Raw genomic sequence first — 12,817 nt, forward strand, 5'->3', positions numbered from 1 at the left:
AATCCCTCCATATAACGGAGGGATTTTTTTATTGCTTATAAAACCGCAGCAGGTCGCCGTTTAATATTTTATCGGAAAGCATCAGCTCTTGTTCCGCTTTTTCTTTCTCATCGCTGCACGCGCTCAGGTCAGAAAGCGGTTCACCCGTTTTACGGCTGTAACACGTATTTTTCGTATAAATATGATCGTCCGTGATAAAGCTGCCGTTTCTCAGCACCGCAAACGGAGTCCGCTCTCCGGAAAACAGATCATTGCCGAACTGAATGCTGCCTTTCGTTTCAATGCCGAGCAGGTGAAGCAGCGTCGGCCTTACATCAACCTGTCCCGCGGCGGAAGCAATCGTTTCCGGCGCACGGTCGGTCACCCCGGGAATATGAATGATAAACGGCACGCGTTGAAGCTGAACCGTATCAAACGGAGTGATTTCCTCTTTCCCTAAGAATTCGGCAAGTCCTTGATTATGGGCTTCGGATATACCGTAATGATCTCCCATCAGGACGATCATCGCGTTGTCATACAGCCCTTCTTTTTTCAGCTTCTTGAAAAAGTGTTTCAGAGCCTCATCTTCATAGCGGACCGTCGTCACATAGCGGTTTAATAACTCGCTGCTTGTGTCCGGTTCCTCAATGAGCTGATCCTGTTGATCAATTTCAAAAGGAAAATGGTTGGTCAAAGTCAGCAGGCTTGCGTAAAACGGCTGCGGAAGCTTCTTTAATTTTTCCGCTGACTGTTCGAGAAACTCCTTATCCTTCAGGCCCCAGCCTGTTGAATTTTCCTGTGTCACCTTAAATTCATCCGCGTCGAAAAAACGGTCGATTCCGAATGCCCCGTACATCTCATCCCGGTTCCAAAAGGCTTTATGATTGGCATGCAGAACGGCTGAATAGTATTGATGATCTTTTAACATATGGTACATCGTATTGAACCGGTGGCCGCTTTTTGTAAAAAAAACGGCGCCGCTTGAAGACGGATACAGCGAATTCGCAGTAATGAATTCTGAATCTGAGGTTTTTCCCTGTTCAGTCTGCTGATAAAAATGAGTGAAGTCATAACTTTTTTTTCGCAGTTTGTTTAAAAACGGGGTAATCTCCCGTCCGTTGACCCGCTCATCCATTACAAAACGCTGTGTTGATTCGAGCGTAACAAAAATCACATTGCGCCCCTTTGCAAGCCCGAATTTTGAATCGGACGGCCTGCTGTAGCCGGCTTGAGTGTAATTCGCGACCGCCGCAAGGCTGTCTTCATCGGCAAACGCTTTAGCCCCTGCATTCAGCGTCTGCGAAATGGTGTCATACAAATGAAAGTGGAACAGGCCGATTCCTTTTACGAGCGCTTCACGATCAAAAGGGTGCTTGAACAGCTTCGGCTGCTCGGCCTCAGACAGCGCAAGGTTGCACAGCATGAGGCCGGCTGATGCCCACGCATACGCTTTAACGGTACGGGCGCCCGCTTTTCCTTGATCGGCTTTATGCCTTTTACCAAGATAAAACAAAACCGCAATATCCAAAAATAAAGCGATATAAAGCGGGTGAAACAGCTCTTGGACGCTACTTCCCATATCACCCATATTGCTTGCCTGAAACAAAACCGGTATGGTGATAAAATCAATATAAAACCCGTAAAACACCGTATTCGCGATTAAAATTCCCGTCAGCATCACATTTGCCGAAAGCAGAAAGATCCGCTGTTTTTTTTCCGTTAGCAAGAGGGCGATGCCGAACAGCGGCACAATGAAGCTCAGCGGATTAATGAGAAGCAGACATTCCTCAAGAACCGAATTGTTCTGCAGACCGAAACCGAGCTTATACACGGCATAGGTTTTCATCCACATGAACAGGATGGACAGGCATAAAAACCGATGATTGCTGAAAAAGGTTTTCTTCATATGTATGACTCCTCACCCTAAAAGCGAAAAGACGCTTTTTGTTTAAGAGATGCGGCCGTGAACCAGTTCGTATAAATAATAGCAGGATACAATCGTTAAGCCGGCCAGCACAAGCTGCTCCGAAAAGCTCCCCGTTCTCATATAAAGGGGAAGACGGAAGCGGATGGCGGACGGAAACAGCAGTTTAATGCCGTTGACGGTCCATGCGTCAAGTACAAGATGGCTTGCCATTCCGATCATCAGTCCGGCGGAAATGCTCGGATTCGGAATATACGAGGCCGTAATGAAAAACATAATAAGCATAAACAGCAGGCTGTGTGTAAACGTTCTGTGCCCGAACACCGTGCTTACGACTTTGGACAGAACGGGCAGCGTCCTGCCGATTTTGCTTTTCGTATGGCATATGTCGGGAATCAGCGCCCCGAGGGCACCCGCTGAGGTCATAAGGACCGGATCATACCCGTAATAATACGCAATTGCGGAACAAGAAGCGATGCCTCCCATGATGTGTGTTTTTCCTGTCATTTTTCGCTTCTCCTTTTTATTTTTGCCAAAATCCCCTGAATTACAAATATATCAAGAGAATGCATGTTTGATCAACAAACTTTACCTGTTCCGCCAAAAGGAAGGAGACGCGGATTCCGCATATTCTGCCGCGGAAAAAGACACATTATAGGTGTACCTATATTTGATAAAGAGGTGATACAGATGGCTTTCTTTAACAAAGAAAAAGGAAAAAACAGCGATAAAAACAAAAACGTCATTCAAGGCGCGCTTGACGACGCCAGTGCAGCTCTGAAAGACGATCCGCTTCAAGAAGCTGTTCAAAAGAAAAAAAACAACCGCTGACCATATAAGACGGGTAGGGCGAACGCTCTATCCGTTTTCCATCTAATATTTCCCTTTGACAGATCTTTTTATCTCTGATAACCTCTGAGTAGAATTGAATGATAAAAATCCTCACTCTTTCTCGGTGAGGTAGAGGTTGCGCTTGATGATGAGTCGCACATGCCAGGCTGATAAGGGGCCGCAAAACATGTGTTAAAGGCATCAGCGCCGAAGTGTAAAGAAAGCCGATCCTTCTTTATGCTGGGACTGTATCTGAATAAGTGCAGGACTGCCGCGTGCTTTTTCGCGGAGGGCTATCCGGAGATCAAGGGTGTGTGTGTTTCTTTAAGCATGGACTTTTGTTCAGGCTTTTTTTGCGTGTAAATATGGTCTCGGGGTCTGGTCCGTACGAATGAACAACCAGGAGGTACAGGAATGGAACAGACGAAAAAATGGGGTTTTTGGTTATTAACGGCGTTTGTCGTAGGAAATATGGTAGGCTCGGGCATCTTTTCGCTCCCGAGTACGCTCGCAAAAATCGCGAGCCCGTTCGGCGCCACATCGGCATGGCTTTTAACGGGAGCCGGTGTGTTAATGATCGCGCTGGTCTTCGGCCACTTATCCATCCGCAAGCCTGAGCTGACGGCGGGGCCGCAAAGCTATGCGCGTGCGCTGTTCAGCGATCGGAAAAAAGGGAATGCAGCGGGCTTCACGATGGTGTGGGGCTACTGGGTGGCGAGCTGGATCAGCAACGTGGCGATCATCACGAGCCTTGCCGGATATTTAACATCATTTTTCCCGATTTTAACGGATAAGCGTGAAATGTTTTCGATCGGCGGTCAGGCGGTTACGCTCGGCCAGCTGCTGACGTTTGCCGTATGTACGGTTTTATTATGGGGCACTCACACGATCCTCGTCACCAGCATTAACGGTGCGAGTAAATTAAATTTCGTCACGACGTTTTCAAAAGTATTAGGATTTATCTTCTTTATCATTGCAGGTTTGTTTGTATTTCAAACGTCGTTTTTCGATCATTTTTATTTTCCTGTTCAAACAGGCCCTCACACGGTTGAGGGAATCGGCGGACAGATCCACAATGCGGCGATTTCAACATTATGGGCGTTCGTCGGAATTGAATCGGCAGTCATTTTATCCGGGCGCGCCCGTTCGCAGCGCGACGTGAAACGCGCCACCATTACCGGATTATTGATCGCGCTTGGCATCTATATCATCGTGACATTGATTACGATGGGCGTGCTTCCGCATGGTAAGCTTGTCGGCTCGGAAAAACCGTTTGTTGACGTATTGTACGCGATCGTCGGCAGCGCGGGAAGCGTCATTATGGCGATTCTGGCGATTTTGTGTCTGTTCGGAACGATGCTCGGCTGGATTCTTCTCGGTTCTGAAGTTCCGTATCAAGCGGCGAAATCAGGAGACTTTCCCGCTGCTTTTGCAAAAACGAATAAACAGGGAAGCCCGGTTGTGTCGTTAATCGTAACGAACGTAATGTCACAGATCTTTATCTTTTCGGTTATTTCCCGGACGATCAGTGACGCGTTTACGTTTTTAACGACGGCGGCGACGCTCGCTTATCTGATTCCGTATCTCGTGTCAGCGTTTTACAGCCTGAAGCTCATTTTCACGGGTGAAACGTATGACGAGATAAAGGGCTCAAGAGTAAGAGACGGTATTATCGCCATCCTTGCCTGCATTTATTCTTTTTACGTCATTATTACCGGAACGGCCGATTTAACGACCTTTATTCTCGGTATCGGGCTGTTTTTCGTCGGTTTGCTGTTATATCCTTTCGTCTCAAAGAAATTTGCAAACAACAGACCATCGGTATGACAAAAAGACATCTCACGTCTGTGAGATGTCTTTTTTTGTTTGCGGCAGCGGATTACTTTTTGACGGCGTGTATATAATGAATGGTCTCAAATGCGGTTAAATGGTCAGTGCGTCCGCTGAAAAAACGGTCATTGACGTCCGCCGGAGATACATGTTCATAAATAAGCAGACCTGATGATTCTAATATTTTTTCGATTTCTTTATAACTGAAACACGATAACATCGGTTCTCCGCCTGCTGCAGCCATTTTCACCATGTTTTCCACTCTGTTTGACAGTCCTCTTTCTTCAAAGAGCGACTCATCTGCATAATCAAACACGATAGAGCTTCCCGGCGGGACTTCGGCAAATAATTGTGTGAGCAGGCGTGCGAGATGCTCTTTCGTAAGGTAGTATGACACACCGAGCAGGCTGAAAAAGGTTTTTTGGCGTGAAAAACCTTCCTGATACAGACGGCTGAAAGAAAGCGAAGCGGCGAAGTCCATCGGTACAAAATGAAGATGATGGGAAATGTCGAGATTCAGATGTTTCAATCTGTTTATTTTGTCTTCCTGTGAAGCGGGATGATCGATTTCAAATATGTCTAAGGCGTTTGTCACCTCAGGATGTCTGAAACAGAAAGTATCCAGTCCCGCGCCAAGGATGACATACTGTTTGGCCCCGAGCTTCACTTCATTCAAAAGCACTTCTTCACAATATGCGGCACGGGCTAACGGTGTAGGAGACAGCTGTACTTGAGTCATCCATTTTAAGATGTCATCCGGTTGGCCTTGAAGCCTCTGTGCCATGTCTTTGCTGAAAAATGATATACCTTGAATGAGATGATCGCGGATGTCCGAATGCTCTTTTTCAGAAATCAGATCTTGTGCCAAAAAATCATCAAATATCACCGGGGTGTCGTATTTACTATGGTACGCCCTTCCGAAAGCGGACAGCAGGGAAGTCATACTCGCCTTGTTTTCTTTCATATAAAGATCCTCCGTTATTTACATCAATCTCCGGCCGGGAGAATCTTATTATACATTTTAATCCAAAAATGTAAATTATAGCATAAATAAATTTTTTTGTCAAGCTTTAAGCGTAATAAAAAGCCGCTGTGACAGCGGCTTCGGGGTTACTTCGTTAAGCTTTTTGTGATGTAGTCGAGCTGGCCTTCAAGTGAGATCGGGTCTGAGAAATAGAAGCCGATCGGATCAATGCGGTAGACATGGTTTTGTTTGACGGCATCGAGGTTCTTCCAGATTGAGCTGTCAAGCACGCCTTTGTCGTCACCGCCGGCCTGCCATGGCCCCATAAAGATATAGTCTCCCGCGAAGTCAGGCAGTTTTTCAAGTGAAATGCTGGCGTAGCCCGGCCCTTGATTAATGGCTTTTTCCTGCGTCAGTTTTGTGGCCTTCAGCCCGAGTTTGTCATAAATAATGCTTCCGCCGCGGCCGAAGTCTTTACCGAATACATAGATGTCTTTTCCGTTTGTCTGCATGATGGAGATGGTTTTTGAGCCGACCGCTTTTTGAACCTTTGTTTTAGCGGCAGCGGTTTTCTTATCCCATTCAGCCAGCCATTTTTCTGCTTTATCTTCAGTGCCTGTCATTTTCGCAAACTCTTTGAATTGATCAATGTTGCTGCGCTTGTCATATTTAATGGCGATTGTCGGCGCGATTTTTTCCAGTTTTTCAATGTCGGCGCCTTGTGTCGTCCAGACAACGATTAAATCCGGCTTTAAATCAATGATTTTTTCAACGGACGTGCCGTCACCGATGTTTGTCACACCTTTTGTTTTCCCTTTGTAATAAGGGTTTTTAAATACGTTTTGCGGCGCGCCGACAACATTGATGCCGAGCTGTTTGAAGTCGCCGTAGTAGCCGTCAGCCATGACGACGACCCGTTTCGGGTGCTTCGGAATTTTAATATTGCCGTTTTCGGCTTTATACGTGATGGTTTCTTCTTTTTCAGAAGAACCTTTCGTGTCTGAAGAATTGCCGCATGCGGCCAAAGCGGTGATGAGCAGCATGGCAATCAGCGCTGCGCCGATTTTCTTGTATGTATGGAACATCTGACATTCCTTCTTTCATAAAAATTAGTGATAAAGAGAATCATTATCAGTGTGATTATATCACTGCTTTCATAGAGAAGCACGCTCTTTTTTAAGAAAAACTTTCTTTTTTTATATGAAATTAGGTCTATTAAAAGAGAAGATAAAAGTGCTATACTGAAACAAGTCATTGATAATCATTATCATTACCATTCTTGTTTTGAGAAAGGAAGAACGAGTGTTGGGTCTATTGAAAAAGAAACAGACAATGACGGCTCAAGGGGCATCAGGGAGTGAAATCCAGTGGACGGCGCGTTCATTCAGAGCGGCTGTGCTGCTGTGTGCCGGTATTGCGGTTTTATTGATCGGCGCGGCTCTGTCTGTTTCCATCGGAGCTGCCGATATTCATCTGCGGACGGTGTGGGATGCTCTCTTTCACTTTCAGCCGCAAAATACATCTCATCAAATCATACGCGATCTGAGGCTGCCGAGAACCGCCGCCGCCGCGCTCGTCGGGGCTTTTTTAGCTGTGTCCGGAGCGATTATGCAGGGGCTGACGCGGAACCCGCTTGCTGAGCCTTCCATTATGGGCGTGACGTCGGGGTCAGGGTTTGCGATCGCATTGGCATTTGCTTTTTTTCCGGGTCTGTCTGCGGCGGGACTTGTTTTGTGGTCCTTTGCGGGAGCGGGAATCGGAGCGCTTATTGTGTTTGGCATCGGCCTGTTTTCAAAAGGCGGGCTGACACCGGTGAAGCTCGCGCTGGCCGGTACGGCAGTCGGCTATTTCTTAACGGGGCTTTCAAGCGCGATTGCGATCCGTTTTGATGTCGCCCAGGATGTGAAGTTCTGGTATGCCGGAGGAGTTGCTTCCGTGAAATGGGAAGGCGTGCAGCTGCTGTTGGCGGCCGGTGTTATCGGACTATTGCTGGCATTTCTGATTGCGCGCTCAGTGACGGTGCTGAGCTTGGGTGAGGAACTGGCCAAAGGGCTCGGGCAGTACACATCGCTTGTGAAAGTAATCGGAATGTTTGTCGTTGTCCTCTTGACGGGGGCTTCAGTCTCAGTCGCCGGAGCCATTTCTTTTATCGGCTTGGTGATTCCGCATATCACCCGATTTTTAGTCGGGGTAGATTACAGGTGGATCATTCCCTGTTCGGCGGTATTCGGCGCCGTTCTGTTAGTCTTCAGTGATATTGCCGCAAGACTCGTCAATGCGCCGTTTGAAACACCGGTCGGCGCTTTAACCGCCCTTATCGGCGTTCCCTTTTTCTTTTATTTGGCGCGCAGGGAAAGGAGAGGGCTGTAATGAATGTAAAATCGAAAAAACCGCTGGCGGTCATGGCCGTTACGTTTGTGCTCATATGCATCGTCTTTTTTATCAGCTTAAACATGGGTGTGATCCGGATTGCGCCACTTGATACGATGCGTGTCTTTTTCGGACAGGGGGATGCCCGGGATCAGCTCGTTTTATTTGAATTCAGACTGCCGCGCATGGTGCTGTCATTGCTTGTCGGCGCAGGAATCGCGGTTTCAGGCGCGATTTTTCAAAGCGTGTCTCAAAATGACTTGGCGGAGCCGGGCATTCTCGGCATTAACGCCGGGGCGTCTTTGGCGGTCGTTCTGTTTATCTTCTTTTTCCAAGGGTCAGCTGTTGATCTAAGCATGGCCAGTACATGGCTGCTTCCAGTGAGCGCTTTGGCGGGAGCTTTTCTGGCTGCGCTGCTCATCTATGTGCTGGCTTGGAAAAAAGGCGTTTCACCTGTCCGGCTCGTTTTGGTCGGAATCGGCGTCAATGCGGGGTTTAATGCGCTTCTCTTGATTTTTCAGCTGAAAATGGACCCGCGGGATTTCATGCAGGCGCTTGTATGGATTTCCGGTTCGATTTGGAACGCCAATTGGAAAATGGTGCTGTCCATTTTGCCGTGGCTGCTGGTTCTTTTACCGTTCAGCCTCTATAAAGCCAGGTATTTAAATGTGCTCCAGCTCGGTGATCAGCTGGCGGCGGGGCTTGGCACCCGGGTTGAAAAGGAGCGGCGCGTTCTGCTGATGTCCGCCGTTGCCCTGACCGCGTCATGTGTTGCGGCAGCCGGCGGAATCGCTTTTCTCGGACTCATTGCGCCGCATTTGGCCAGAAGGCTTACCGGGCCGCGCCACCAGACGCTTATCCCGGTTTCAGCTTTGATCGGAGCATTTTTATTTCTGCTTGCCGATACGCTGGCGAGAAATGTGCTTGCACCGTCCGAAGTTCCCGTCGGCCTGGTGATTTCCGTGCTCGGAGCGCCGTATTTTGTATATTTGCTGATGAAAACGAAATAGAGGAAGGAGACTGCCGCGATGAACTCATTATCGGCGGAACAGCTTACTGTCGGTTATGGCGACCGTTTGATAGCGAAAGAATTGGATATCGCCATCCCGAAAGGAAAAATCACAACGCTGATCGGTCCGAACGGCTGCGGAAAATCGACGGTTCTCAAAACGATGTCAAGAATCATGAAACCGAAATCCGGCGCCGTCTATTTAAACGGACAGGCGATCATGCAAAAATCCACGAAGGACATCGCCAAGGAAATGGCAATTCTTCCGCAGACGCCTGAAGCGCCGAGCGGGCTGACGGTGTACGAACTTGTTTCTTACGGCAGGTTTCCGCATCAGTCCGGAATGGGCCGCTTGAGTGATAAAGACCGTGACATGATCAAATGGGCGCTTGAAGAGACGGGGATGGCCGAATTTTACGACCGGCCGATCGAAGCGCTTTCCGGGGGCCAGCGGCAGCGTGTGTGGATCGCCATGGCGCTCGCTCAAGAAACGGAGCTGCTGCTTCTTGATGAACCGACCACTTATTTAGATCTCGCCCATCAGCTTGAAATTTTGCAGCTGCTGGACAAATTAAACAAGGAGCAGGGCCGCACCATTTTAATGGTCATTCACGATCTGAATCATGCCGCCCGTTTTTCCCATTACATGATCGCCCTGAAAAAAGGGCGCGTCATCAAGGAAGGAACGGCGGAGGAAGTCATGACTCCCGGCATATTGGAAGACGTGTTTCAAATTGACGCACAGATTGTAAAAGATCCGCGCACGAACAAACCTGTCTGCTTAACCTACGATTTAATCCGGCATGAAAACGCAACGGTAAGATGAAAAAAAACGCAGAGCCATTCCGGCCTGCGTTTTTTTATTGCGTCCGGGGCTGCTTTTGTCCGGAGACGCATTTATCCAAAACGAAAAAAACCCCCGCCACAATCAGCTCCTCCGTCGTTGACAGCCAAATCTTTTCAATCAGTTTATCCGTCGTATACGCGGTCATCCAGAGGAACAGCAGCTGAACGGTGCTGGCTAAAAGGAGAAAAGGCAGCCTGCCCGTCCCAAAAAAGGTAAAGCTATGTATCATCAGCCGTTCAAGCGGTTCAAAACATAAACCGAGAAGAATAAAAAGCACGGAAAAAAGCAGGACGTACGCCATCGATCCGTAGCTCGTCCCGGCTAATGAAAATACGGCCATCATCACGATGAAATACCCGAATAATACGGCAGCGGCTGCCAGGGCATACCGGAGCACCTGAAGAAATAACATTTTCGTCCCGTTTTGATTGATCATCTGTTCAGCTCCTTTTCACACAGAGGAGACTTGCAGAGACGGAACTCTGCAAGTCGGGTGTGTATCTTCAGCATTTCTTTTTGACGACAGGGTGTTTCTCTTTCGAAAGAATATCCGTAAAGTCTTTGCCCAGATCCAGATGCTGCTGGACGAATTTCTCAGGAAGCATGGCAAGCCATTGGTTCAGGGACACATCGGCATAGTGGTCATCCTTGAAGATTTCCAGGAAGACGAGCGGCTCATCCCCCAAATTCTCCACATAGTGGCCCATTGCGAACGGAACGTAACCGACATCCCCGGCCTGATAGTTAAATGTTCTTGCATGGCCGTCCGATGCAAAAACCGTCATCCGCCCTTTACCGGAAATATAATACTGCCATTCATGCGTATTCGGATGCCAGTGCAGCTCTCTCATTGCGCCCGGTTCGACTACGACAAGCGCTGAAGCGATCGTTTTGGACACTTTGAAGTTTGTGGAATCCGCGATATATACTTTGCCGCCGTCCGTCTCAGCAGTCGGACCTTCATCGAGCAGGCGGTAAGTGAACGGATAAGGCACTTCGCCGTTCGGGCCTTCCACAATGTCGTCTTTCAGCTTCCCGGGAACCGGCTCTTCAAAGATGTATTTTTCTTTCCCGGGCAGGCCGGCGAGGTCTTTTTCTGAAACCCCGAAATTGTTGGCGATGACATCAAGCGGCGTGTGGGCAAGCCAGTCAGTCACTTGGAATGTGCTGTTTTCTGAGAAGGAACCGTCATCAAAAACCAAGAGGAATTCACAGCCTTCTTTCAGCGCCTGAATGGAGTGCGGCAGGCCTGACGGGAAGTACCACAGATCTCCTTCCTTCACGTCATCGATAAAACTGCGTCCCTGTTCATCAACGATCGTGACCCGCGCTTTGCCCGTCAGCATATATGCCCATTCCGCTTCTTTATGCCAGTGCAGCTCACGGATGGCGCCCGGTTTTAAACGCATGTTGACAGATGCCAGATTTTCAGAAATCGGCAGCTCGCGAACGGTCACCTCACGCGCGTACCCGCCCTTTTCCAGCCGGTTGTGCACATCTGAGAAAGAGAATTTCATATTATCCACTGTGCCGTGATCCGTTTCCGGCGGCGTCAGCATATCCGGATTTTGGCGGTCTCTTTCAAGATTGCGCGGAATCGTGACGGTCGCCCCTTTGTCTCCTCTGATCGGCTGCGGGATATTGCAGTTGTTTTCTTTTGACATGTAAATCGTCTCCTCTCAAGCTTTGTTTTTTCAGAAAGAGAATGTGAAAGGCCTTTCGTTTTCCCTTCTGCTTTGTTAAGTGATGCGTTCCGATGAAAAGTCAACTTCGTGTGAAAATTAATTTTTCATTTTCTGCTCTTTCAGTTCCGTCATCAGTTTGATCAGGGCGTCAAACTTCTTCTCAAACCGTGTGAGAAGATACATGGCAATCAGAGCCGGAAAGCCGAGATTGCCGATCTGTCTGACCGCTTCTTCTATAAAAACCTGATCCATTGTCAGCCACCTCCTGACTTGACCTGCAGTCATGTATATAAGTGAAAGAAAGAGCGGCTCCTGTAAACCTGATATCCCGGTTGAGGGTCTTTTTTTGTTCCGGCAAATCCGGGACATAAGGAGTGCGGAATCTTAGTCGGAAAGGAGTAGTTTACTTTTTTTTGCTTTCTTTCATTTAATTTAAATAGGGGGCGGTTTTATGGACTATCAAGTTCTTTTACGGTCAAAATGCAAGGAAATTATGAAACATCCGATCGTTAAACATTTTTTAAGTGACCCAAAGCATTACGAGAAATTTAAAAATGTGCTGGAACATTCAGACGAGAAGGATGCAAAATCACTGGACGATCATTTTAAACAGTTTTATAAGGAAATCCGGATCATCAAATATATGAACTCTATGATCCGGATTTTCTCCATCGATTTTGACAAGCGCATCCGTAAAAATCAGAAGCGCTATCCGCTGACGGTGGATCAGCCGGAGGGAGGTGAAGCGTTTCCCTATGAAATGGGAAAAGACGCGTATGAAGAGTTTCTGCGGAAGCAGGGGGATTTGAGCCAGCATGTCCAAAACCGTGATTTATATGAAGCGCTTCAGACGTTAACCGATAAACAAAAAAGCGTGCTGACGAATATTTATCTTCACGGAGCGACGATGAAAGAGATTGCCGAGTCGCTGGGTGAATCACGGCAGAACATTTCCAATATTCATAAAAAAGGGCTCGACAATCTCAGAAAGCAGCTGGACAAGCAAAAAAAGGGGGAAAATAAGCAGTGAACGGGCCATTTGACTTCAACAAAGAGAACACAGATACCGACGAAATGGAACTTTTGATTTCGCGTTTTTCGCCAATGATAAAAAAAAAACTGAGCAATACATCATACCAGGAAAGAGAAGACCTTGAACAAGAATTGAAGATTAAAATAGTTGAAAAAGCGGACATGCTGTTATGCCAGGAAGTGCCGGGTTTTTGGGAATTTATACTTCATCTTATAAATGAAAGCTCCTGACAAAAGCGGCGGAATGATGGATATTCCGCTCTGACAACGTGAGAAAAACGAGAAGAGATGTCCGGTCTCGTTTTTCTTTTCTGTTTCCCCGCAAGACCTCCGCACTAAAAAAGTA

The 12,817-nt window shown here is 47.7% G+C and carries 14 protein-coding genes and 1 riboswitch; of the genes, 7 read left to right on the forward strand and 7 right to left on the reverse strand.

The features are described 5' to 3' along the window. Positions 1–28: 28 nt before the first annotated feature. Together ACWJJ4_RS03895 and ACWJJ4_RS03900 are read right to left on the reverse strand one after the other, a co-directional pair. Positions 29–1,885 (reverse strand): LTA synthase family protein, encoded by a 1,857-nt coding sequence (locus ACWJJ4_RS03895; RefSeq protein ID WP_369614411.1) that lies wholly within the window; start codon positions 1,883–1,885, stop codon positions 29–31. A gap of 42 nt (positions 1,886–1,927) precedes the next feature. Beyond that, entirely contained in the window at positions 1,928–2,410 is a 483-nt protein-coding gene (locus ACWJJ4_RS03900; RefSeq protein ID WP_014305800.1) for a metal-dependent hydrolase, read from the reverse strand. A 183-nt stretch (positions 2,411–2,593) separates the two neighbouring features. Between ACWJJ4_RS03900 and sspJ the strand changes: the two genes are divergently transcribed. Continuing rightward, complete coding sequence (sspJ, locus tag ACWJJ4_RS03905) at positions 2,594–2,734, forward strand: small acid-soluble spore protein SspJ (protein ID WP_003151760.1); 141 nt, start codon at positions 2,594–2,596, stop codon at positions 2,732–2,734. A gap of 122 nt (positions 2,735–2,856) precedes the next feature. Beyond that, a riboswitch (Lysine riboswitch) is annotated at positions 2,857–3,038 on the forward strand. 110 nt (positions 3,039–3,148) lie between these two features. After that, positions 3,149–4,561 carry an amino acid permease gene (locus ACWJJ4_RS03910; RefSeq protein WP_014305798.1) on the forward strand — a complete coding sequence of 471 codons (1,413 nt, stop codon included), beginning with the start codon at positions 3,149–3,151 and terminating at the stop codon, positions 4,559–4,561. A gap of 52 nt (positions 4,562–4,613) precedes the next feature. Here ACWJJ4_RS03910 and ACWJJ4_RS03915 read toward each other — a convergent pair whose 3' ends face one another. Further along, a complete protein-coding gene (locus ACWJJ4_RS03915; protein WP_454021454.1) occupies positions 4,614–5,528 on the reverse strand; it encodes a class I SAM-dependent methyltransferase in 915 nt (304 codons plus the stop codon). Between the two features lie 146 nt (positions 5,529–5,674). Then, entirely contained in the window at positions 5,675–6,613 is a 939-nt protein-coding gene (locus ACWJJ4_RS03920) for an iron-hydroxamate ABC transporter substrate-binding protein (RefSeq protein ID WP_436335209.1), read from the reverse strand. 247 nt (positions 6,614–6,860) lie between these two features. Here ACWJJ4_RS03920 and ACWJJ4_RS03925 point away from each other — a divergent pair, with 247 nt between their 5' ends. From ACWJJ4_RS03925 to ACWJJ4_RS03935, 3 genes are read left to right on the forward strand one after another with little or no spacing between them, the layout of a single operon-like run. Next, on the forward strand, positions 6,861–7,898 hold the full coding sequence (locus ACWJJ4_RS03925) for a FecCD family ABC transporter permease (protein ID WP_172401312.1): 1,038 nt from the start codon (positions 6,861–6,863) through the stop codon (positions 7,896–7,898). Further along, the gene (locus ACWJJ4_RS03930) at positions 7,898–8,908 is read left to right on the forward strand and encodes a FecCD family ABC transporter permease (protein WP_025853867.1); all 1,011 of its coding nucleotides are present in this window, start codon (positions 7,898–7,900) and stop codon (positions 8,906–8,908) included. The genes ACWJJ4_RS03925 and ACWJJ4_RS03930 overlap by 1 nt, the downstream gene beginning before the upstream one ends. A gap of 18 nt (positions 8,909–8,926) precedes the next feature. After that, a complete protein-coding gene (locus tag ACWJJ4_RS03935; protein WP_003151771.1) occupies positions 8,927–9,733 on the forward strand; it encodes an ABC transporter ATP-binding protein in 807 nt (268 codons plus the stop codon). Positions 9,734–9,767: 34 nt separating this feature from the next. On the opposite strand, the gene ACWJJ4_RS03940 is transcribed toward ACWJJ4_RS03935, so the two are convergent. From ACWJJ4_RS03940 to ACWJJ4_RS03950, 3 genes are all read right to left on the reverse strand, one after another. Next, positions 9,768–10,190 carry a regulatory YrvL family protein gene (locus ACWJJ4_RS03940; protein WP_025853868.1) on the reverse strand — a complete coding sequence of 141 codons (423 nt, stop codon included), beginning with the start codon at positions 10,188–10,190 and terminating at the stop codon, positions 9,768–9,770. A gap of 67 nt (positions 10,191–10,257) precedes the next feature. Next, complete coding sequence (locus ACWJJ4_RS03945) at positions 10,258–11,418, reverse strand: oxalate decarboxylase family bicupin (protein ID WP_007410043.1); 1,161 nt, start codon at positions 11,416–11,418, stop codon at positions 10,258–10,260. A 117-nt stretch (positions 11,419–11,535) separates the two neighbouring features. After that, positions 11,536–11,691, reverse strand: coding sequence for a YvrJ family protein (locus ACWJJ4_RS03950; RefSeq protein ID WP_454021455.1), 156 nt, complete (start codon positions 11,689–11,691; stop codon positions 11,536–11,538). Positions 11,692–11,932: 241 nt separating this feature from the next. On the opposite strand from ACWJJ4_RS03950, the gene ACWJJ4_RS03955 reads away from it, so the two are divergent. Further along, entirely contained in the window at positions 11,933–12,469 is a 537-nt protein-coding gene (locus tag ACWJJ4_RS03955; RefSeq protein ID WP_146277416.1) for a sigma-70 family RNA polymerase sigma factor, read from the forward strand. Further along, complete coding sequence (gene rsoA, locus ACWJJ4_RS03960; protein ID WP_003151778.1) at positions 12,466–12,702, forward strand: sigma-O factor regulator RsoA; 237 nt, start codon at positions 12,466–12,468, stop codon at positions 12,700–12,702. Before ACWJJ4_RS03955 ends, rsoA begins: the two co-directional genes overlap by 4 nt. Positions 12,703–12,817: the final 115 nt, after the last annotated feature.

This window comes from Bacillus sp. JK62 (genome assembly GCF_053663455.1).

What these genes read in the sequence shown, in the direction of transcription:
- ACWJJ4_RS03930 (WP_025853867.1), top strand. Translation starts at nt 7,898, where the DNA reads ATGAATGTAAAATCGAAAAAACCGCTGGCGGTCATGGCCGTTACGTTT.
- sspJ (WP_003151760.1), top strand. Translation starts at nt 2,594, where the DNA reads ATGGCTTTCTTTAACAAAGAAAAAGGAAAAAACAGCGATAAAAACAAA.
- ACWJJ4_RS03920 (WP_436335209.1), bottom strand. Translation starts at nt 6,613, where the DNA reads ATGTTCCATACATACAAGAAAATCGGCGCAGCGCTGATTGCCATGCTG.
- ACWJJ4_RS03945 (WP_007410043.1), bottom strand. Translation starts at nt 11,418, where the DNA reads ATGTCAAAAGAAAACAACTGCAATATCCCGCAGCCGATCAGAGGAGAC.
- ACWJJ4_RS03940 (WP_025853868.1), bottom strand. Translation starts at nt 10,190, where the DNA reads ATGATCAATCAAAACGGGACGAAAATGTTATTTCTTCAGGTGCTCCGG.
- ACWJJ4_RS03935 (WP_003151771.1), top strand. Translation starts at nt 8,927, where the DNA reads ATGAACTCATTATCGGCGGAACAGCTTACTGTCGGTTATGGCGACCGT.
- ACWJJ4_RS03895 (WP_369614411.1), bottom strand. Translation starts at nt 1,885, where the DNA reads ATGAAGAAAACCTTTTTCAGCAATCATCGGTTTTTATGCCTGTCCATC.
- ACWJJ4_RS03950 (WP_454021455.1), bottom strand. Translation starts at nt 11,691, where the DNA reads ATGGATCAGGTTTTTATAGAAGAAGCGGTCAGACAGATCGGCAATCTC.
- ACWJJ4_RS03915 (WP_454021454.1), bottom strand. Translation starts at nt 5,528, where the DNA reads ATGAAAGAAAACAAGGCGAGTATGACTTCCCTGCTGTCCGCTTTCGGA.
- ACWJJ4_RS03900 (WP_014305800.1), bottom strand. Translation starts at nt 2,410, where the DNA reads ATGACAGGAAAAACACACATCATGGGAGGCATCGCTTCTTGTTCCGCA.
- ACWJJ4_RS03910 (WP_014305798.1), top strand. Translation starts at nt 3,149, where the DNA reads ATGGAACAGACGAAAAAATGGGGTTTTTGGTTATTAACGGCGTTTGTC.
- ACWJJ4_RS03925 (WP_172401312.1), top strand. Translation starts at nt 6,861, where the DNA reads ATGACGGCTCAAGGGGCATCAGGGAGTGAAATCCAGTGGACGGCGCGT.
- ACWJJ4_RS03955 (WP_146277416.1), top strand. Translation starts at nt 11,933, where the DNA reads ATGAAACATCCGATCGTTAAACATTTTTTAAGTGACCCAAAGCATTAC.